Here is a 19,624-nt window from a genome sequence, read left to right on the forward strand (position 1 = left end):
CGCCCCACCCAGGCCCAACACAAGGAGACTCCATGGCAAAGGCCATACGCTTTCATACCACCGGCGGCCCCGAGGTGCTCAGGCTGGAGCATGCCGAGGCCGGCGCGCCCGGACCCGGCCAGGCGCGCGTGCGCCACAGCTTCATCGCCGTCAACTTCATCGACATCTATTTCCGCACGGGCCGCTATCCGCTGGCCCTGCCCAACGGCCTGGGCTCGGACGCCGTGGGCGTGGTCGAGGCCGTGGGGGAGGGCGTGACCGAAGTGCGGCCCGGCGACCGCGTGGGCTACCTGATGGGCCCGCAGGGCGCCTACAGCGATGTGCGCGTGATGCCGGCCGAGGTGCTGATCCCGCTGCCCGACGGCATCAGCGACCGCACGGCGGCCACGCTGATGATGAAGGGCATGACGGCGCAGTACCTGTTCCGCCAGGTCCATCCGCTGCAGGGGGGCGAAACCATCCTCTACCACGCGGCGGCCGGCGGCGTGGGGCTGATCGCCTGCCAGTGGGCGCGTGCCCTGGGCGTGACCATGATCGGCACGGTGAGCACCGACGAGAAGGCCGCCGCCGCGCGCGCCAACGGCTGCGCCCACGTCATCGTGACCTCGCGCGAGAACACCGTCGCTCGCGTGATGGAGATCACGGGCGGCAAGGGCGTGCCCGTGGTCTATGACTCGGTGGGCAAGGACACGCTCATGGATTCGCTGGACTGCCTGCAGCCGCGCGGCCGGCTGATCAGCAACGGCACCTCGTCGGGCTCGGTGGTGGTGGACTCCCAGCTGCTGGCCTCCAAGGGATCGATCTGGATGACGCGGCCCGCGATGGTGCACTACATCCAGCCGCGCGCCCACATGCTGGAGATGGCGCGCGAGCTGTTCGACCATGTGCTGGCCGGGCGCATCGCCAGCGAGCCCCAGCAAAGCTTTGCGCTGGCTGATGCGGCCCAGGCGCACCGGGCGCTGGAGTCGCGCCGCACCACGGGCGCGACGGTGCTGATTCCCTGAAATGGACCTGCCATGCAGACCCCTGCGCTCCATGCCATCGGCACCGTGGCCGCAGGCCGCAGGCCCGTCACCTGCGGCCTTATCCGCAGTGCCAGCCTGCATGGCTATGCCGACCTGGTGAAAAGCCTGGGCCATGATCCCGCCGTCCTTGTGCGCGCGGCGGGACTGTCGGCGCGCCTGCTCGACGACCCGGAGACGCTGATTCCCATCCATGCCGTGCGCGAGCTGCTGGAGGTGGCCGCGCGCACCACGGGAACGCAGGATTTCGCGCTGCGCCTGGCGGCGCGGCGCAGCCTGTCCCACCTGGGCCCCATCAGCCTTGTGCTGCAGCAAGAGCCCACGCCGCGCCAGGCGCTGGACACGCTGTGCCGCTACCTCAAGCTGCTGAGTGCGGGCATGTTCGTACGCATCGAGGACGCGGGCTCCGGGGTGCTGGTGCGCCAGGACCTGGTGCCCATCGCGGGCATGGCCATGCGCCAGTCCATGGAGCTGGCGGTGGGCGTGATGTTTCGCGTGCTGCGCGAGCTGATCGGCGCCCAGTGGCGCCCGCAGCAGGTCAGCTTCGCACACCGCGCACCGGCCGATGCATCGGCCCACCGTGCCTTCTTCGGCGTAACCCCTTTGTTTGACCAGCCTTTCAACGGCATGGTCTGCCGCCTGGCGGATCTGCAACTGCTGCGCGAATGCGGCCAGGCGCAGGGCTCGGGCGTTGCGCGCTTTGCGCGAAGCCATCTGGAGCAGGCGCTGCGCAGCCGGGGCGAAGGCATGCAGGCGGCCTGCAGGGAGCTGATCATTGCACTGCTGCCGGGCGGCCGCTGTACGGCCCAGCAGGTGGCACGCCAGCTGGGAATGGACCGCCGCACGCTGCACCGCCGCCTGCTTGCGGAGGGGCAGACTTTCTCGGCGCTGCTCGACACCATCCGCAGGGAACTGGTGCTGCGCCATCTGCAAGACGGTGGCCAGCCCCTGGGCGAGGTGGCGGGCCTGCTGGGGTTTGCCGCGCCCAGCGGCTTTTGCCACTGGTTCCGGGCCGCTTTCGGCGCCAGCGTCTCGGACTGGCGCAGGCGGGGGCAGGGAAGGGTTGGCGAGGCCTAGTGCGTCAGGCGGTCTTGCGCAGAAATCCCTGGTTGCCGCCGTTGCGGTTGGGCGCGAAGCCGTTGGCCGCCAATGTCTCTTCGGCGGTGTCGTAGAACACGCCAATCTTGCTGATGGCGCGCGCCTGTTGCGCCGTGGCGATGGGGCGGCCGAACTCGCCTGCGATGCGCACCAGTTGCTCGATCTGGGAGACCGTGCTGGCCTTGGCGCTGCGCGACTGGTTCCACAGGCAGTCCTCGGTGCCGCAGCGCACATGCAGGCCCATGGCGATGCCCATCATGTTCACGGGCAGCACGTTGCGCACATTGCTTTCCACGGTGAGCACGGCACCGTCGGGCACGGCGCGCACGAAATTGGCCAGGCTGTAGATGCTGGGCGCGTCCATGCCGCCGCCAATCGCCACCCAGTTCATCACCAGCGGGCCCTTGTAGATGCCGCGGCGCATGAGCCGCTCCACGGACTCGAAGCTGTTGATGTTGTAGCACTGGAAGGCGCTCTGGATGCCGGCGGCCGACAGGCGCCGGATGTGCTCCTCGGCCCAGCCGGGCTGGGCGGGCACGGTCATCTCCTTGTAGGCGTCGAAGATGGCGGGCTTCTCGCGCGAGGTGCCCCTGAAGTCCGCGTCCTCGGCCTGCTCCGTCACGTTCATCTGCGAGGTATTGATGGTCACCGTGACCTGGTCGGGCACGGGCTCCAGCTCGGCCAGCATGTGGCGCGTGTCGTCGGACAGCCACTTGGCGGCCGCGCCGTCCGTCTCGGGAGCAAAGCTGATCGATCCGCCCACCTGGATGATCATCTCGGGCACACGCGCACGCACGCCGGCGATCAGCTCGTTGAACTTCGACAAACGCTTGCTGCCTTTGCCGTCCAGCTCGCGCACATGCAGGTGCAGCACGGTGGCGCCGGCGTTGTAGCAGTCCACGGCCTTCTGGATCTGCTCGTCCATGGTCACGGGAATGTCTTCGGGGAAATCGCCGGGCAGCCATCCCGGCGCATAGGGGGCTGCCGTGATGATCAGGGGCTGCTGGTTTTCGGGGAACAGGTGGCCATCGAGAAAATTCATGGGACGCTCCGGTGGGTGGGGGGTGAGGGGGGGTGGAAAGAGTCTGTGCAGGGCCTCAGCGCGGGATGTCGCCGACGATGCCCGCGCGCTCCATGCGGCGGGGCGCCGGGTAGTAGTCGTTGAGCGCGTAGTGCTGGGTGCTGCGGTTGTCCCAGACGGCCACGTCGCCGGGCTTCCAGGACCAGCGCACCTGGTATTCGGGAATCGTGGCGCGGCTGATCAGGTAGTTCATCAGCAGCGCGGCGCCGGGCGCCTTGTCTATGCCGTGGCGCACGTTCTCGGGCGTGCTGTAGTTGACGAAGTGGGTGCTGAAGCCCGCGCCCACGAACAGCAGCTTCTCTCCGGTCTCGGGGTGGGTGCGCACCACGGGATGCTCCACCGGCGGGTGCTCGCTGGCCAGCCGCGCGCGCGCCTCGGGCGCCATCACGGCGCCGAAGGTGTGCTCTATGCCGGCCTTGGCGCGCAGGCCGTCGATGCTGCGCTTGATGCTCTCGGGCAGCTCCTCGTAGGCCTTGACCATGTTGACCCAGATGGTGTCGCCGCCGATCGGCGGGCACTCTATGCAGCGCAGCACCGCGCCCATGGCCGGGTTGGGGCGCCACAGGCCATCGCAGTGCCAGGTGTTTTCGTAGCTGTGCGGATCGTCGCTGCGGTAGATGCGCACCAGGCCAGGGTGCTCGGGATCGCTGCCTGCCACGGGATGGTCCTCCAGTGGGCCGAAGCGGCTGGCAAAGGCCACATGTTCGGCGCGCGTGATGTCCTGGTCCCGGAAGAACAGCACGCGATGGGTCAGCAGCGCGGCGCGGATGTCCGCGAACAGTGCGGCGTCGCGTGCGGCATCGCCGAGATGGATGCCGGAGATTTCGGCGCCGATGGCGGGGGTGATCTGTCGGATCTGCATGGTCGGTATTTCCCTGGAAGTCAGTTCGCGGTGATCTGGTATTTCTTCACGATGCCGGCGTTGCGCTCGGACATCTGGCGTGTCTCGCGCTGCAGCGCGGCGGTGTCGGTGAGCACCTCGGGCTCCAGCCCCACGTCGGAGAGTTTTTGCTGCACGGCCGGCGCGCTGGCCGCTTTCCCGATGGCGGCGCGCAGGCGTTCCATGGTTTCGGGCGGCAGGCGGGCCGGCGCGATCAGGCCCACCCAGCCGCGAAACTGCAGCTCGGGGTAGCCGAGTTCGGCGGTGGTCGGCACCTGGGGCAGGTGGCGCGAACGCCGGGGGCCGGAGAACGCGTAGGCACGCAGCTTGCCGGCCCTGATCAGGGGCACCGAGGTCAGCATGCCGTCGAACATGACGTCCACCTGGCCGCCCAGCAGGGCCTGCACGGCCGGCGGCGAGCCCGCGTAGCCCACATGCTGCAGGTCCAGGCCCGCCTTGTCGCTGAGGATCAGGCCGGCGTAGTGCGACACGGTGCCGGGGCTGTAGCTGGCAAAGCTGGTCTGGCCTTTGCGTGCCTTGAGCTGCGCGAGCAGCTCCTGCAAGTCCTGGGCGGGCTGGCTGGCCGCGGCCACCAGCACCACGCCCGAGCGGGCCAGCGAGGCCAGGGGCACCAGGTCCTTGAGCGGATCGAAGGGCATCTTGATCACATGGGGGATCTCGGCCAGCAGATTGCTTGCGCCCACCAGCAGCGTCTGTCCATCGGCGGGCGCCTGCAGCAGGGTCTGCATGCCCAGCAGGCCGCCTGCGCCCGGGCGGTTGTCTATCACCACGGCCTGGCCTGTTTCAGACGCGAGCTGCTGGCCCACGACGCGCGCCACGATGTCCATGGTGCCGCCCGGCGGTGCGGGCACGATGAGCCTGAGCGGCTGGCGGCTCCAGGCCGTGCCGCCGATGGCGATGGCGCAGCCCGCGAGCAGCGTGGCGATGGCGTGGGGCAGTCTCATGTCCGTGTCTCCTTGTTCCGTGTTCTGGCATCCAGTATCGAAATCCCGCTTTCCCGGGACTTGCCATTGGGGGACAGGCATTTGCCTTGTTGGGACAAATCCATGGCAACCCTGACCAGGGCAACCCGCGCATGTCGTGAATTGCAAAGCCGTTGGCATGAACTGCCAAGAAGCGGCGCGATGGCGTTCCTAGAGTCGATTCGTGGCGCAGGACCGCGCCAGCCCCACGACGAACAGGAGACCTCCATGCCCCGACTTCACCCCCATCCCTGCAGCCTGCACGCGCTGGGCCTGCTGTGTCTGGCAGGCGCGGCCGCCGCCCAGGCGCCCACCTCGGTCACGCTGTTCGGCGTGATGGACGCCGGCATCAGCCGCTACAGCGTGCGCAGCGATTCCTGGGACACGGGGCCCGCGCGCTCGGCGCGGCAAAGCACCTGGGCGCTGTCGCCCTCGGGCAACCTGGCCAGCCGCATCGGCATACGCGCCAGCGAGGACCTGGGCGGCGGCCTCATGGCCGGCCTGTGGCTGGAGGCGCCGGTGGCCAATGACACGGGCGGCGGCGCGCTCAACTTCGGGCGGCGCGCCACGATCAGCCTGTCCGGGCGCCTGGGCGAGCTGCGCATGGGGCGCGACCACACGCCTTCGTTTCTGAACGACTGGGCCTTCGACCCCTTCACCGTCAACGGCGTGGGCACCAACCTGATCGCCGTGGTCAACAGCAACCTGGCCATCGCCCGCGCGTTGGCCACGGGCGGCCTGCTGGGCGGCGGGCTGTCGGTGGGCACGGACACCTATCTGCGCGCAGGCAACTCCATCGGCTACTTCCTGCCGCCGGGCCTGGGCGGCGTCTACGGGCAGGCCATGTACGCCTTCCCCGAGAACAGCTCGAAGCGGGGGCGCTACGCGGGTGCCCGCATCGGCTGGGCCATGGGGGCGGCCGATGTGGCGCTGGGCTATGGCGAGAACACCCTGGGCACCTCGGGCGCCGGCGCGGAAAAGATCCGCTCGCTGAACCTGGGCGGCTCCTATGACTTCGGCCCGGTCAAGCTGTTTGGCGAATGGTCCGGCGTGCGCAACGAGCGGCGCGACGCCGGCACGCTGGCCGCCATCAACGACCGCTACCTGGGCGTGCTGGCCGGCGTGAACATCCCCTTGGGCCAGGGGGCGCTGCGCGCCTCCTATGCACGTGTGCAGTTCAGGAATGGCCAGGGCCTGGCCGACGGCGATTCCTCGGTGAACAAGCTCGCCCTGGGCTATGTGCACCCGCTGTCCAAACGCACGGCGCTGTACGCCACGGTGTCGCGCATCAGCGTGGGCAACGGGCGCAACAACCCGGGCGTGATGGGCGTGACGCCGCTGGTGGTCAGCAACCCGGCCATCCTGCCCCAGCCCGGCTACCTGACCACGGGCGGCATGCAGCCGGCCGGCGCGCTGGGGCTGGACCTGGGCCTGCGGCTGATGTTCTGAACGGCTGGGCCAATCGTTCTGAACGGCCGTGCCAATAGCCGTGGCGCCCGGGTGCCCATCTTCGCCTGCGCTAATCTGCGCGGCATGAATGGATCTTCTGCATGGACCCTGGGTTGGCGCACCCTGTGGCGCGACCTGCGCGCGGGCGAGTTGCGCCTATTGATCGTTGCCGTGATGCTGGCCGTGGCCGCGCTCAGTTCGGTGGGCTTTTTTGCCGACCGGCTGCAGGCGGGGCTGCAGCGCGATGCACGCCAGCTGCTGGGCGGCGACGTGGTCGTGGTCGGCGACAACCCCACGGCGCCGGCCTTTGCCGAGCGCGCACGCGCCGAAGGGCTGCAGGCCCTGGAGACATCCAGCTTCCCGACCATGGCGCGCGCCAGCGATGCGCAAGGCGGCATGAGCCGCCTGGTGGCGCTCAAGAGCGTGTCCGAAGGCTATCCGCTGCGCGGCAGCCTGCGCGTGGCCGATGCCCCCGGCGCGGCCGACCGGGCCACGCGCGAGATACCGGCGCGAGGCGAGGCCTGGGTCGATGCGCCGCTGCTGGAGTCGCTGGGCATAGGCGTGGGGGACATGCTGCTGCTGGGCGACGCCCAACTGCGCGTGGCGCGCATCATCTCCATCGAGCCTGACCGGGGTGCTGGCTTCATGAACTTTGCGCCGCGCGTGATGATCACCTCCGCCGACCTTGCCGCCACAGGCCTGGTGCAGCCGGCCAGCCGCATCACCTACCGCCTGGCCGTGGCCGGCGCGGGTGATGGCTCCGAGCCGGCCGTGCAGCGCTACCGCGTCTGGGCCGAGCAGCAGGCCAAGGCGCCCGGCGTGCATGGCGTGCGCGTGGAGTCGCTGGACAGCGGCCGCCCCGAGATGCGCCAGACGCTGGACCGCGCCGAGAAATTCCTGAGCCTGGTCGCCCTGCTGGCGGCGCTGCTGTCTGCCGTGGCCGTGGCCCTGGCTGCGCGCGGTTTTGCCAACAGCCACCTCGACGCCTCGGCCATGCTGCGCGTGCTGGGCCAGAGCCAGCGGCGCATTGCAGGGGCCTATACGGTGGAGTTCGTGCTGGTCGGTCTGGCCTCCAGCGCCGCGGGCGTGCTGCTGGGCTGGGCCATCCACCATGTGTTCGTGCTGCTGCTGGCCGGGCTGGTGGAAACCGCCTTGCCCGCACCAGGCCTGTGGCCTGCGGCCTTCGGCGTGGGCATGGGGCTGACCCTGCTGCTGGCCTTTGGCCTGCCGCCCGTGCTGCAGCTGGCGCGCGTGCCGCCGCTGCGCGTCATGCGCCGCGACCTGGGCGCGCTCAAGCCTGCCTCGGTGGTGGTGCTGGCCGTGGGCGTGGCAGGCTTTGCGGCCTTGCTGCTGGCGGCCAGCCGTGACATCAAGCTGGGCCTGATCGCCGTGGGGGGCTTTGCCGTGGCCGTGCTGCTGTTCGCGGCCCTGGGCTGGCTGGCCGTGCAGGTGCTGCGCCGCCTGGTGCACGAGAGCACGGCGCCGCGCTGGCTGGTGCTGGCCACGCGCCAGATCGCCGCGCGCCCCGCCTATGCCGTGGTGCAGATCAGCAGCCTGGCCGTGGGGCTGCTGGCGCTCATGCTGCTGGTGCTGCTGCGCACCGACCTCATCGGCAGCTGGCGCCAGGCCACGCCGGCCAATGCGCCCAACCGCTTCGTCATCAACGTGCAGCCCGAGCAGGCCGACGGTTTCCGCGCGGCGCTGGCCAAGGCTGGCGTCACCTCCTATGACTGGTTCCCCATGATCCGGGGGCGTCTGGTCACCGTCAACGGCAAGCCGGTCAGCCCCGACGACTTCAGCGAAGACCGCGCCAAGCGCCTGGTGGACCGGGAGTTCAACCTCTCCACCACGGCGCAGGCGCCCGCACACAACCTGATCACGGCGGGCACCTGGACGCCTGGCGCCAAGGGCGAGATCAGTGTGGAGGACGGCATTGCCGAGACCCTGGGCCTCAAGCTCGGCGACACGCTGGGCTTCGACGTGGGCGGCGTGCCCAGCGAGGCGCGCATCACCAGCCTGCGCAAGGTGGACTGGGGATCGATGCGTGCCAACTTCTTCGTCATCTATCCCGTGGACCACCTGGACGACGTGGCCGTCAGCTACCTGGCCGCCTACCGCGCGCCCGACGCGGCGGGCTTCGACAACGCCCTGGTGCGTGAGTTTCCCAACATCACCAACGTGGACCTGAGCACCACGCTGGCCCAGGTGCAGCGCGTGCTGGACCAGGTGATACGCGCGGTGGAGTTCCTCTTCGGCTTCACCCTGGCCGCCGGCCTGGTCGTGCTCTTCGCCGCCGTCACCGCCACGCGCGAGGAGCGCGCCCGCGAGTACGCCATCATGCGCGCCGTCGGTGCCCAGGCCCGGCTGCTGGCGCAGGTGCAGCGCGCCGAGCTGGCTGGCGTTGGCCTGCTGGCGGGTTTCCTGGCCAGTTGCGCGGCGGCGGCCGTGGGCTGGGCCCTGGCGCGATGGGTGTTCGAGTTCAACTGGACCGTGCCCTGGTGGGCTCCGCTGGCGGGGGCTGTTGCCGGGGCCTTGCTGGCCTGGATGGCGGGGTGGTGGGCGTTGCGGGAGGTGTTGAGGAGGCCTGTGATGGATACGTTGAGGCAGGTGGCTGAGTAGTTTGGGGCCAGGTCCGGGCCTGGTTTTTGACCCTGCCGGGTGGTTGTTTTTCGGGGCCGGGTTTCGGCCCGGCGGCCGACTCCCTTTCTTATCGCGCGATAAGAAAGGAAGCAAAGAAGCGCGCCCCAAACTGCCCACGACCCCTGCGCTGCGCTCCGGGGCGACCTGCGTTGGGCGGGATGCGGGGTGTGCCGCAGAACTCGCTGCGCGCTGGCGCGCTTCGCTCAAACAACTGCGGCAAGTCAGATGACGAAGCAAGCCTGTCCTTCGGCAGGCTTGCCACCCCGCATCCCGCCCAACGCAGGCGTGGGCAGAAGGGGGGAGGCTGGGGAACAGCCAACAGCCGGCTGCCGGAAATGCAAAACAGCCGATGCGCCATTGTTGCGCTCGGCTGTTTTTCGTGGGCTGAGGCTGATGCTTCAGGCCTCGGGCTTGGCGGTGTTGCGCAGGAGATAGATCTCGTCTTCCACGTAGGTGGCCAGCCGCTCGGCGCTGTGCTGGATGGTGCGCAAGGCGTTGGTCACCACGTCCGTGTCGCGCAGGCCTTCGGGCGATAGCAGCCATGCCTGGGCGAGCTGGGAGATGGAGGAGATCTCGTTGCAGCCCATCTGGACCATTCGGTTCACCTCGGTGATGGAGAAGTTCAGCTGCGTGGTTCTGGCGCTGGTGGATCGTGTTTCCTGCTTCATGGCCTGGCCCTGCAGGTGACGGTAACCAGGATGGGACATATGGCGTGCATGGTTTCGCTCTCCTCTGTGAGATGGAAGCCACCCGCTTTACGTTTTGAAGCGCGAAGAAGGTGGACGGGATGTTCAAAACACGTACAGAGCCGTGCGGACGCCCTTGCGGGTAGCCCCATCCCGTCCGTAATCGCAGGGACGTGGGCAGGCACCCACGGTCCGATGATCCAGACGTGACAAGGCCTCGCTGACGGGGAGGCTGCACCGCTCTATAAAGGTGTTTTGAAGCACCAGCCCCTGAACAGGGGGCCGGTCGAAATGATAGAGGCTTTGGACGACGAGCGCGCCCAAAAAATGGCCGAGCGAAGCGAAGGCCCGAGCCAACTCCCCGTATGTCAGCGCCTGCGGCGTGGTGGTTGCGGGGTTGCAGTCCTGCCGAAGGACAGGACTGCTTCGTCAACTGACTCGCTGCGGTTGTCTGAGCGGAGTTCACGAAGTGAACGCAGCGAGTTCCGCAGCGAACCCCGCAACCGCCACGACGCAGGTTGCCCGCAGCGAAGCGGAGGGTCGCGGACATTCGGGTCGCCTTTGCTTTGCCTACTTTCCTTCGGCCGGCGTACCGGTGGCGAAACAAAGGAAAGTAGGTCGGCCGCCGGGCCGAGACCCGGCCTCGAAAAACAACCATCCGGCAGGGGCAGAAACGAGCAACACCAGGGGCAGAAACGAGCAACAGCAGAGGAAGGCCCCGTTCAAGACTCCTTGAACAACCTCCCCCCCACAAAATCCACAAACGCCCTCACCTTAGGCGACAACTGCCGACTCGACGCCCACAGCGCCGAAAACTGCCCCGTGTGCGTCAGATCCTCCGCCAGCACCCGCTGCAGTTCGCCACGCCCCAGTGCATCGCGCGCCAGGAAGTCTGGCATATAGGCCAGCCCCATGCCCGCCACGGCCGCGCCCAGCATGGCTTCCATGTTGTTGCAGACCAGGGCGGCGGGCAGGTGGGGCGGCATGCCGGGCAGCACCCATTCCTCCAGCTTGCCGCTGCTCAGGAAGCGGTAGCGCAGGCAGCTGTGCTGTGCCAGTTCGGCGGGGGATTGCGGTATGCCCCGTACCGCCAGGTAGTCGGGCGAGCCGGCCAGGATGAAGCGGAACGGCCCCAGCCGGCGCGCGACCAGGCGCGAGTCGGCCAGTTCGCCGCTGCGGATGACCACGTCCAGGCCGGCCTCGACCACGTCCACCAGGTGGTCGTTGAAGTCCAGGTCCAGGTCAACCTCCGGGTACAGGGCCTGGAACTCGGGCAGCACGGGCAGCAGGAAGCGGTAGCCGATGGTGGGCAGGCTCACGCGCAGCCGTCCGCGCGGCGCCTCGGCGGCGGCCTGCATGGTGGCGCGCGCATCGTGCAGTTCATCCAGGATGCGGCGGCAGCGCTCATGGAACAGTGCGCCTTCCTGCGTGAGGCGTACCTGGCGCGTGGTGCGCTGGAACAGGCGCAGGCCCAGTTGCTGTTCCAGCCGCGCCACGTTCTTGCCGACGGCCGAGGCCGAGATGCCCAGGGCGCGCCCGGCCTCGGCAAAGCTCAGCAGGTCGGCTGCACGCACAAAGGATTCGAGTCCGCTGAAGCTATCCATGTCGATTACCAACCTGGGGTTGGGAGTGTGGGGAGTCTGGCGCCTATTTTCACGGCATTGCAGCGCTTTTATCGTTCATGCATGCTTGGCCATGTGCGGCCGGGAAATTGCGAAAGCCTTGCCAACCATGTCCTCCTGCCTGACTTCTTCCCGCGCACCGGATGCGCTCCACGGTACAGCGCGACCGCGTGCATCCCCGGTCTGGGTGCTGTTGTCGGTGTGCCTTGCGGCGCTGGCGATGCCGCTGAGCTTTACCGGGCCGGCCGTGGCCCTGTCTGCGCTGCGCGAGGCGCTGGGCGGCGGGCCGCTGGCGCTCAACTGGGTGACGAATGCCTTCATGCTGAGCTTTGGCGCCACGCTGATGGCGGCCGGCGCGCTGGCCGATCTGCACGGGCGGCGGCGCGTTTTCCTGATGGGGCTGGGCGTGGTGCTGGCCAGTGCGCTGGCCCAGGCCTGCCTGGGCGGGCAGGGGGCCATCGTCGTGTTCAACCTGCTGCGTGCACTGCAAGGCCTGGGCGCGGCCGCCGCGCTGGCGGGCGGAACGGCGGCGCTGGCCCAGGTGTTCGATGGAGCGGGGCGCATGCGTGCCTTCAGTGGCGTGGGCACGTCGTTCGGCGTGGGCCTGGCCTTCGGGCCGTTGCTGTCGGGCTGGTTGCTGGGCGTGGCGGGCTGGCGCAGCGTGGTGCTTTGCGTGGCCGCCGTGGCGCTGGCCGCGCTGGTGCTGGGGCTGCGCTGCATGCCGGAGTCGCGCAATCCGAAGGCGCAGCGGCTGGACCGGGCCGGTGCGCTGCTGTTCACCATGGCTTTGGCGCTGCTGACCTGGGGCGTGCTGCAGGGGCCGGAGGCGGGCTGGTCCAGCGCTGCAACGCTGCTGCCGCTGGCCGGCGCCGCGCTGGCGCTGGCCGCTTTCGTGGCCGTGGAGCGGCGCGTTCAGCAGCGCACGGGGCAGCCCATGCTGGACCTGTCGCTGTTTCGCTATCCGCGTTTCGTGGGCGTGCAGTTGCTGGCGGGCGCGCCGGCCTATGCCTTCGTGGTGCTGCTGGTGCTGCTGCCGGTGCGCTTCATCGGCGTGGAGGGCATGGGGCCGCTGCAGGCGGGGCAGCTGATGTTTGTGCTGTCCCTGCCCATGCTGTTCGTGCCGTTGCTGGCGGGCTGGCTTACGCGCTGGGTTTCGGCCGCGCTGCTGTGCCTGGCGGGGTTGCTGGTGTGCGCTGCGGGCCTGCTGTGGCTGGGCGGGTGCGCGCCGGGCACGGCCTTTGCGCAGATGGCGCCCCCGCTGCTGCTGATCGGCCTGGGCATCGGGCTGCCCTGGGGTTTGATGGATGGCCTGGCCGTGAGCGTGGTACCCAGCGAGCGCGCCGGCATGGCCACGGGAATTTTCAGCACGGTGCGCGTGGCGGGCGAGGGCATGGCGCTGGCGCTGGTGGGCGCGGGGCTGGCTGCATTGCTGGCATGGCGTCTGTCGGCCCTGGCAGCTCAGGCGCCCCAGGCGCCCCAGGCGGTGCAGGCGGTGCATGCCACCGGCCGCGCGGCGCAGTTGCTGGTGACGGGGAACATCGCCGAGGCCATGGCCCTGCTGCCCGGCCTGTCTGCACCCGCCGTGCTGGCGGCCTATGGCCAGGCCTTTGGCTTCTTGCTGGATGTGCTGGCGGGCATCACGGTGCTCACGGCGCTGGCGGTGTACGGGTTCCTGCGTGCCGGGGCACCCACGGATACCGGTACGGGCACGGACATGGCACATGCCTGACAATCGCGGGTTTCACTCAGCCGCCAGCCGCTTTTCGCCATGTCAGAGGAATCCCAGAACAACGCCCCCCAGACCCCCTATGAATGGATCGGCGGCGAGCCCAGGGTGCAGGCCCTGGTGGACCGTTTCTACGATCTGATGGACCTGGAGCCCGGCTATGCCGAACTGCGTGCCGCCCACGGCAGCACCCTGGCCGATGCGCGCCAGAAGCTGTTCTGGTTCCTGTGCGGCTGGCTGGGCGGCCCGGACCATTACCAGGAGCGCTTCGGCCATCCGCGCCTGCGCATGCGCCACATGCCGTTTTCCATCGGCATCCTGGAACGCGACCAGTGGGTGGCCTGCATGGACCAGGCCATGGGCGAGACCGGCGTGCCCGAGGATTTGCGCGTGCGCCTCAAGGCCAGCTTCATGAACACGGCCGACTGGATGCGGAACCGGTAGCAGCTGGCTGCCCCCGGCGCTGCTGAAAAAAAGGGCCGGCCCCCTGCAGGAGGCCGGCCCAAGCAGCAATCGGTTGGGGTTCAGACCTTTTCGTCGCGCATGTAGTACCAGTGGTAAAGGAACCGCTGCCCCAACCGGCGAAACGGCGCAAACGCGGGCGAGCGCACCATGTTGAAGACGTTCGGATACTCCAGCTCCGAGTTGTAGATGGGCAGCTCGAAGGTCTTGCTCTGGCGCCCCGCGATGCGCTCGGCCATGCGACGGCCCGCGTGGGCCGAGAAGGAGACGCCGTTGCCGCCATAGCCCACGGCGTAGAAGATGCTCTGGGCCGGATCGGGCTGGAAGACGCGCGGCATCATGTCGTGGCTCACATCGACCCAGCCCCACCAGGAGTAGTCGATGGTGATGCCCTTGAGCGCCGGGAACTTGCGGTGCAGGCCGTCCACCAGCTTGGCCATGTGGATGGGGTTGGGCGCATCGGCGCCCGTGACGGCGCTGCGGCTGCCGATCTGCACGCGGTTGTCGGGCAGGCGGCGGTAGTAAAAGCGCAGCGTGCGGGTGTCGGTGATGACCTGGGTGGTCTTGAAGCCCGTGGCCTCCAGTTCCTGCTCGGTCAGCGGTCGCGTGACCAGCGAGTTCGAGAGGATGGGCATGATCTTGGAGCGCAGGCTGCCATGCAGGGCGTTGCTGGTGTAGCCGCCCGTGGCAAAGCCCACGGCGCGCGCCCGCACGGTGCCGCCGGGCGTGCGCAGGTGGTGTACGCCGTTGCGCGTCTCGACGCCCAGCACCGGGCTGGCCGGGTGCACCTTGACGCCCAGCTCCCGCGCCTTGCGCAGGTAGCCGAAGGCCAGCTTGAGCGGGTGCACGCCGATGCCGTCGGGCTCGTGCATGGCGCCGTGGCTGTCGGCATCGTTCACATAGTCGCGGCGCAGCTCCTCGGGGCTGAGCATGCGGGCGTCGTAGCCGAAGACCTCGCGCATGATCTGGGTCTCGTTGCGCAGGAAGTCGAGTTTCTTTTCGCGGTGGGCGATGTAGAGGTGGCCGCCGGGCTGGGGCTCGCACTCGGGGAATTCGGCCACCAGGTCCTTGAAGGTCTGGAAGCCCTCGCGGATCTCGGCGTCGAGCTTGAGCGCCACGTCCTTGCCCCAGCGCGCAATCCACTGCGAGCGGTACAGGCGGCCGCTGGCGTTCTGCCCCTGGCCGCCATTGCGGCTGGTGCAGCCCCAGGCGGTCTGGTTGGCGTCCAGCACCACGGCGCGTATGCCGTGCTCGCGCGCCAGGAACAGGGCCGTGGCCAGGCCCGTGAAACCCGAGCCGACGATGGCCACGTCCACGTCCATGTCGCCGGTGACCGGGCCGTCATCGTCTGGCGGGCGTCCCGCCGTGCCGACCCAGTAAGTGGGCGCATAGCCCGTGCCGTGGCCCGGGTTGGCGGCTACCAGCGGGTCGTACTGAGGGTCGTAGGGACGCAGGTGGCTGGGGCGGATGTCCTCGGCTTTCATGGCGGATGTCTCCTGGTGCGGCGGCTTGGGATCTGCCGCTTTTTGCTATGGATTCGGTGGAATGGGGCCAATGCCGGCGAGCCCTGCAAGGCGGTGCGCCGACGATGGAATCAGCATAGCCAGCAGGCCATGGAGCCAGTTAGCGCCACAGCCCAGCTTTCGATAGAGCCAGTGGCGGCCGGTGCGCGCGCCTGGACCTAACGATTGATGGCATCTGGTTCTAACGGGTCCGTGTGCCTGCTACCTACCATGGCCCATCGACATTTCGATGACGCGGCGCGGCGGCCCTGCCCGGGGCCCGGCGCCGTGGTACCCACCACAGACAAGGAGACAGCATGAGCGCAGACACCAACCCTCCGGATGCCCAGTTCCTGGCCCGCTTCGCCGAGGCCTGGAACCGCCACGACATCGAGGCCCTGATGGGCTTCATGGCCGATGAATGCGAGTTCCACGCCGTGGCCGGACCCGATCTCATGGGCCGCAGCTTCGTCGGCCGCCAGGCGGTGCGCGAGGGCTTTCAGATGGCCTGGCAGGCCTTCCCCGATGCGGCCTGGCTCGATGGAGACCATTTCGTGCAGGGCGACCGTGGCGTGTCCGAGAGCACCTTCAAGGGCACCAAGGCCGACGGCCTGCGCGTGGAAGCGCGCATGGTGGACGTCTTCACCTTCAAGGACGGAAAGATCGCCGTGAAGAACGCCTTCCGCAAGGACCGCCCGCCGGTGGCGGCCGCCTGACGGCGCGGGGCCTTGCGGCCTCGTGCCACCGGGAACACCGGATACGCCACGGCAAGGCGCGCACCTGCGCAGCCACCACAACAGAGCATCAGCCGTGGCGCCTGAACGCAACAGGAGACAAGACATGATCGGACATCAGCAAGCCTCTTCGCCGGGGCTTTCACACGGGCTCAAACAGCGGCACATGACCATGATCGCCCTGGGCGGCGTCATCGGCGCCGGGCTGTTCGTGGGCAGCGGCGTCGTCATCAAGTCGGCCGGGCCGGCCGCGATTCTTTCCTTCCTCATCACGGGCCTGCTCGTGGTGCTCGTCATGCGCATGCTGGGCGAGCTGGCCTGCTCCATGCCCGGCGGAGGGTCCTTCTACGAATATGCGCGAGAGGCCTGGCGCGACCGCCCCGGCGTGGGCCGGCTGGCAGGCTTTCTGACGGGCTGGATGTACTGGTACTTCTGGGTCATCGTCGTGGCGCTGGAGGCCGTGGCCGGTGCCGACCTGGTGCGCTACTGGCTGCCCGATGTCCCCAACTGGAGCATCAGCCTGGTGCTGCTGGTGATGCTGACGCTGACCAACCTGGTCTCGGTGAAGTCCTTTGGCGAGTTCGAGTTCTGGTTCGCCTCCATCAAGGTGGCGGCCATCGTGGTCTTCCTGTTCGTGGCCGGCGTCTACGTGCTGGGCCTGACGCCTGCGTCGCAGGGCATGCACTTCGGCAACCTCACCGGCAATGGCGGCTTCATGCCCAACGGCATCGTGCCGGTGCTGACCGGGGCCGTGGCGGCCACGGGCTTTTACTTCGGCGCCGAGATCGTGACCATTGCGGCGGCTGAAACGGCCGAGCCGCAGAAGGCCGTGGCCAAGGCCACCAGCTCGGTGATCACGCGCGTGCTGGTGTTCTATGTGGGCTCCATCTTCCTGGTGGCCTGCCTGGTGCCCTGGAATGCGGTTGGCATCGCCACGCCGTATGTGAGCGCACTGAACACCATGGGCGTGCCCGCTGCCGCGCAGATCATGAACGCCATCGTGCTGACGGCCGTGCTGTCGGCGCTGAACTCGGGGCTGTATGCATCCTCGCGCATGCTGTTCGCGCTGACGCGGCGCGGCGATGCGCCCCAGGCGCTGGCCAAGGTCAGCCGCAACGGCGTGCCCACGCGCGCCATCCTGGTGGCCACGGTGTTCGGCTACGGCGCCGTGGTGATGTCCTATGTGTCGCCCGACAAGGTGTTCGCCTTCCTGGTCAATTCCTACGGCACGGTGGCGATCTTCGTCTACATCCTGATCGCCATCTCGCAGCTGCGCCTGCGCTCCCGCCTGGAGCGTGAGGCGCCGCACCTGCTCAAGGTGCGCATGTGGTGCTATCCGTACCTGACCTGGTTCGCCATCTTCGGCATGCTGTCCATCGTCATCGCCATGGCATTCATCCCCGAGCAGCGCACACCGCTGGCGCTGGGCGTGGCCAGCCTGTGCATCCTGTTGCTGGCCTATGGCGTGCGGCAGTTCCTGCAGCGTGGCGTGGCGCCGGTGGTGTCCTCGCTGTCCGAGGCCGCGCAGCCCGAGCCGCAGAAGTACTGACCCAGGGGCGACGGGACCGGCAGGGCCGGTCCCGGCCACTCCTTGCGTTACTTCTCGGGCTGCTCCTCACGGATCGCATCGGCCAGGGCCTTAACGCCCTGGCCGATGTCGTTGGCGGGTATGGATTGGTAGCCCATGCGCATGAAGCTGCCGGGCGTGCCCGGCCGGGCGAAGAACACATCGCCGGGCTCGATGAGCACGCCATGCGCTGCGGCGCGCTGCGCCAGGGCATCGACCGGAATGTGGTCGGGCAACTGCACCCAGCACGAGCCGCCGCCGCGCACGGGCGTGATGCGGCAGCCGGGGGCATGCTCGGCCATGGCGGCCGTAAGGGCCGCGTGCCGCTCCTTCTGCGCCTGTGCCAGTCGCCGCTGCTGGGCCTCGTAGTGGCCCAGGGAGATGAACATGGCCAGCGTGCGCTGCACGAAGGTGGCCGGGTGGCGGATCATGAGCCGGCGCAGCGCGCGCAGCTCGCGTATCAGCTCTGGCGCAGCCACGATGTAGCCCACGCGCAGGCCCGGCGCCAGGCTCTTGGACAGGCTGCCCACGTAGATCACGCGGTTGCTGCGGTCCAGGCTCTTGAGCGCCGGAATGGGCTGGCCGTCGAAGCTGCTCTCGCTCTCGTAGTCATCCTCGATGAGGATGATGTCGTGCGCCTCGGCCATCTCCAGCAGCGCCTCGCGCCGGGCCAGCGGCATGGTCACGCCCGTGGGGCACTGGTGGCTGGGCGTCACGTAGAGGTAGTCCAGCTGGCGCAGCAGCGGCGTGACCGGCAGGCCCTGGCCGTCCACCGGCAGCGGGATGACCTGGGAGGTGCGGCTGCTGAAGATGTTGCGCGCGTCGGGGTAGCCGGGCTCCTCGATGCCCACGGCCGTGCCCTCGCGCATCAGCAGGTCGGCCACCATGTAGAGGGCGTGCTGCGCACCCACGGTAATGATCAGCTCGTCGGCCGAGGCCCATACGCCGCGGCGCGGCAGGATCTTGGTCTGCACCTGCTGGATCAGCATCTCGTCGTCGCGCGCGATCTGGTCGGGCGCCCACTGGCGTATGTCCAGCACGCCCAGGGCCTTGAGGCAGCATTCGCGCCAGGCGGCCGTGGGAAACAGCTCCTTGTCGAACTGGCCGTACAGGAAGGGATAGGGGTAGCGCTGCCAGTCCTCTTCCTTGACGATGCTGCGCTGCTGGCTGGGCAGCAGCCACAGGCGCCGCGACCAGTCGGTGCGGCGGCCTTCGCCAGGGGTGCTGCTGGCCGCAGCGCCGCCCGGCGTGCGCCCCTTGAGTACGTCGGGATGGATGAAGTGGCCCTTGCGCTGGCGGCTCAGCAAAAAGGCTTCCTCGGCCAGCTGCTGGTAGGCCAGCACCACGGTGATGCGTGCCACGCCCAGGTGGCGCGCCAGCTCGCGGCTGGAGGGAATGGATTCGCCGGGTGCGAGGATGCCCGAGAGGATGGCATCGACCAGCATCTCGCGGATCTGGCCCTGCAGGCTCAGGGAGGGGCGGGCGCTGCGGCGAAACAGCTGCCCCCACATGGCGCCCTCGGGCGGTTGCGGCTGCGTGGCCGCGCGCTTGTCTGTCATGTCTTGTCGTTCCCGCCGCTGTGGCGGGCCGCTCGCTGTGTTTGTCTCCCGCGCAGGTGCAGGGCAGGGCCTGCATCCGCGACCGGCCAATATAGGCCAGCGCGGTGCGCCACGGGGCCCGGAGTTTGCGATGGTTGCAATTTTTGCGGAGAGGCCAGAAATTGATATACAATCGTTGCCTTGGCGGCTGTAGCTCAGCTGGATAGAGTACTTGGCTACGAACCAAGGGGTCGTGGGTTCGATTCCTGCCAGCCGCACCAAAACGACAAGCCTCAGAACTGCAAAGTTCTGAGGCTTTTTCGTTTCAGGCGCCCGCACGGAGGCCGTGGCAATGGTTCAGGCGCTGGCCAACGGTTATTTTTCGATATTTTCATGGTTTTCCGTAAGCGTTCAAAAAGCACGCTATAATTCGAAGCTTGGCGGCTGTAGCTCAGCTGGATAGAGTACTTGGCTACGAACCAAGGGGTCGTGGGTTCGATTCCTGCCAGCCGCACCAAAACGACAAGCCTCAGAACTGCAAAGTTCTGAGGCTTTTTCGTTTGTGCCGCCGTTGGTGTCGAGGTTTGTGCGGCGTCTTCGCCTGCTGCGGTGATCTGTGTGAAGATCGGCTCCC

Annotated in this window: 15 protein-coding genes and 2 tRNA genes; 10 read left to right on the plus strand and 7 right to left on the minus strand. The window is 68.4% G+C overall.

Annotation, left to right across the window (positions count from 1 at the left end; all coding sequences use genetic code 11):
• The first annotated feature begins 32 nt into the window (after positions 1 to 32).
• Both LGR64_RS18520 and LGR64_RS18525 read left to right on the plus strand, forming a co-directional pair.
• Positions 33 to 1,004, plus strand: a complete 972-nt coding sequence (locus LGR64_RS18520; RefSeq protein WP_013803808.1) for a quinone oxidoreductase family protein — start codon at positions 33 to 35, stop codon at positions 1,002 to 1,004.
• A gap of 12 nt (positions 1,005 to 1,016) precedes the next feature.
• Positions 1,017 to 2,099, plus strand: coding sequence for an AraC family transcriptional regulator (locus LGR64_RS18525; protein ID WP_230356502.1), 1,083 nt, complete (start codon positions 1,017 to 1,019; stop codon positions 2,097 to 2,099).
• Between the two features lie 4 nt (positions 2,100 to 2,103).
• Here the strand turns inward: LGR64_RS18525 and LGR64_RS18530 are convergent, their stop codons facing one another.
• From LGR64_RS18530 to LGR64_RS18540, 3 genes are read right to left on the minus strand one after another with little or no spacing between them, the layout of a single operon-like run.
• On the minus strand, positions 2,104 to 3,162 hold the full coding sequence (locus tag LGR64_RS18530; RefSeq protein ID WP_230356504.1) for a 3-keto-5-aminohexanoate cleavage protein: 1,059 nt from the start codon (positions 3,160 to 3,162) through the stop codon (positions 2,104 to 2,106).
• 55 nt (positions 3,163 to 3,217) lie between these two features.
• Complete coding sequence (locus tag LGR64_RS18535) at positions 3,218 to 4,063, minus strand: TauD/TfdA dioxygenase family protein (RefSeq protein ID WP_016450763.1); 846 nt, start codon at positions 4,061 to 4,063, stop codon at positions 3,218 to 3,220.
• A gap of 20 nt (positions 4,064 to 4,083) precedes the next feature.
• Entirely contained in the window at positions 4,084 to 5,046 is a 963-nt protein-coding gene (locus tag LGR64_RS18540) for a Bug family tripartite tricarboxylate transporter substrate binding protein (protein WP_230356506.1), read from the minus strand.
• 246 nt (positions 5,047 to 5,292) lie between these two features.
• Here LGR64_RS18540 and LGR64_RS18545 point away from each other — a divergent pair, with 246 nt between their 5' ends.
• Both LGR64_RS18545 and LGR64_RS18550 read left to right on the plus strand, forming a co-directional pair.
• Positions 5,293 to 6,513, plus strand: a complete 1,221-nt coding sequence (locus LGR64_RS18545) for a porin (RefSeq protein WP_230356508.1) — start codon at positions 5,293 to 5,295, stop codon at positions 6,511 to 6,513.
• Between the two features lie 84 nt (positions 6,514 to 6,597).
• The gene (locus LGR64_RS18550; protein ID WP_230356510.1) at positions 6,598 to 9,132 is read left to right on the plus strand and encodes an ABC transporter permease; all 2,535 of its coding nucleotides are present in this window, start codon (positions 6,598 to 6,600) and stop codon (positions 9,130 to 9,132) included.
• Positions 9,133 to 9,551: 419 nt separating this feature from the next.
• On the opposite strand, the gene LGR64_RS18555 is transcribed toward LGR64_RS18550, so the two are convergent.
• The gene (locus LGR64_RS18555) at positions 9,552 to 9,860 is read right to left on the minus strand and encodes a hypothetical protein (protein ID WP_230356511.1); all 309 of its coding nucleotides are present in this window, start codon (positions 9,858 to 9,860) and stop codon (positions 9,552 to 9,554) included.
• A 701-nt stretch (positions 9,861 to 10,561) separates the two neighbouring features.
• Entirely contained in the window at positions 10,562 to 11,443 is an 882-nt protein-coding gene (locus LGR64_RS18560) for a LysR substrate-binding domain-containing protein (RefSeq protein WP_230356513.1), read from the minus strand.
• A 238-nt stretch (positions 11,444 to 11,681) separates the two neighbouring features.
• On the opposite strand from LGR64_RS18560, the gene LGR64_RS18565 reads away from it, so the two are divergent.
• Positions 11,682 to 13,190, plus strand: a complete 1,509-nt coding sequence (locus LGR64_RS18565) for an MFS transporter (RefSeq protein ID WP_230356515.1) — start codon at positions 11,682 to 11,684, stop codon at positions 13,188 to 13,190.
• A gap of 39 nt (positions 13,191 to 13,229) precedes the next feature.
• Positions 13,230 to 13,631: a group II truncated hemoglobin gene (locus tag LGR64_RS18570; RefSeq protein ID WP_034367729.1), complete on the plus strand. Its 402-nt coding sequence runs from the start codon at positions 13,230 to 13,232 to the stop codon at positions 13,629 to 13,631.
• An 80-nt stretch (positions 13,632 to 13,711) separates the two neighbouring features.
• Here the strand turns inward: LGR64_RS18570 and LGR64_RS18575 are convergent, their stop codons facing one another.
• Entirely contained in the window at positions 13,712 to 15,133 is a 1,422-nt protein-coding gene (locus LGR64_RS18575; RefSeq protein ID WP_230356517.1) for an NAD(P)/FAD-dependent oxidoreductase, read from the minus strand.
• Positions 15,134 to 15,468: 335 nt separating this feature from the next.
• Between LGR64_RS18575 and LGR64_RS18580 the strand changes: the two genes are divergently transcribed.
• Entirely contained in the window at positions 15,469 to 15,867 is a 399-nt protein-coding gene (locus LGR64_RS18580; RefSeq protein ID WP_013803799.1) for a nuclear transport factor 2 family protein, read from the plus strand.
• 124 nt (positions 15,868 to 15,991) lie between these two features.
• Entirely contained in the window at positions 15,992 to 17,434 is a 1,443-nt protein-coding gene (locus tag LGR64_RS18585; RefSeq protein ID WP_012203946.1) for an amino acid permease, read from the plus strand.
• 47 nt (positions 17,435 to 17,481) lie between these two features.
• On the opposite strand, the gene pdxR is transcribed toward LGR64_RS18585, so the two are convergent.
• Positions 17,482 to 19,011 (minus strand): MocR-like pyridoxine biosynthesis transcription factor PdxR, encoded by a 1,530-nt coding sequence (pdxR, locus tag LGR64_RS18590; RefSeq protein ID WP_230356518.1) that lies wholly within the window; start codon positions 19,009 to 19,011, stop codon positions 17,482 to 17,484.
• Between the two features lie 183 nt (positions 19,012 to 19,194).
• Here pdxR and LGR64_RS18595 point away from each other — a divergent pair.
• Together LGR64_RS18595 and LGR64_RS18600 are read left to right on the plus strand one after the other, a co-directional pair.
• Positions 19,195 to 19,271 (plus strand) — tRNA-Arg (locus LGR64_RS18595).
• 159 nt (positions 19,272 to 19,430) lie between these two features.
• Positions 19,431 to 19,507: transfer RNA gene (locus LGR64_RS18600), tRNA-Arg, on the plus strand.
• The last annotated feature ends 117 nt before the right edge of the window (positions 19,508 to 19,624 follow it).

It is taken from the genome of Delftia sp. Lp-1, assembly GCF_020523835.1.
Taxonomy (GTDB): Bacteria; Pseudomonadota; Gammaproteobacteria; order Burkholderiales; family Burkholderiaceae_C; genus Comamonas; species Comamonas acidovorans.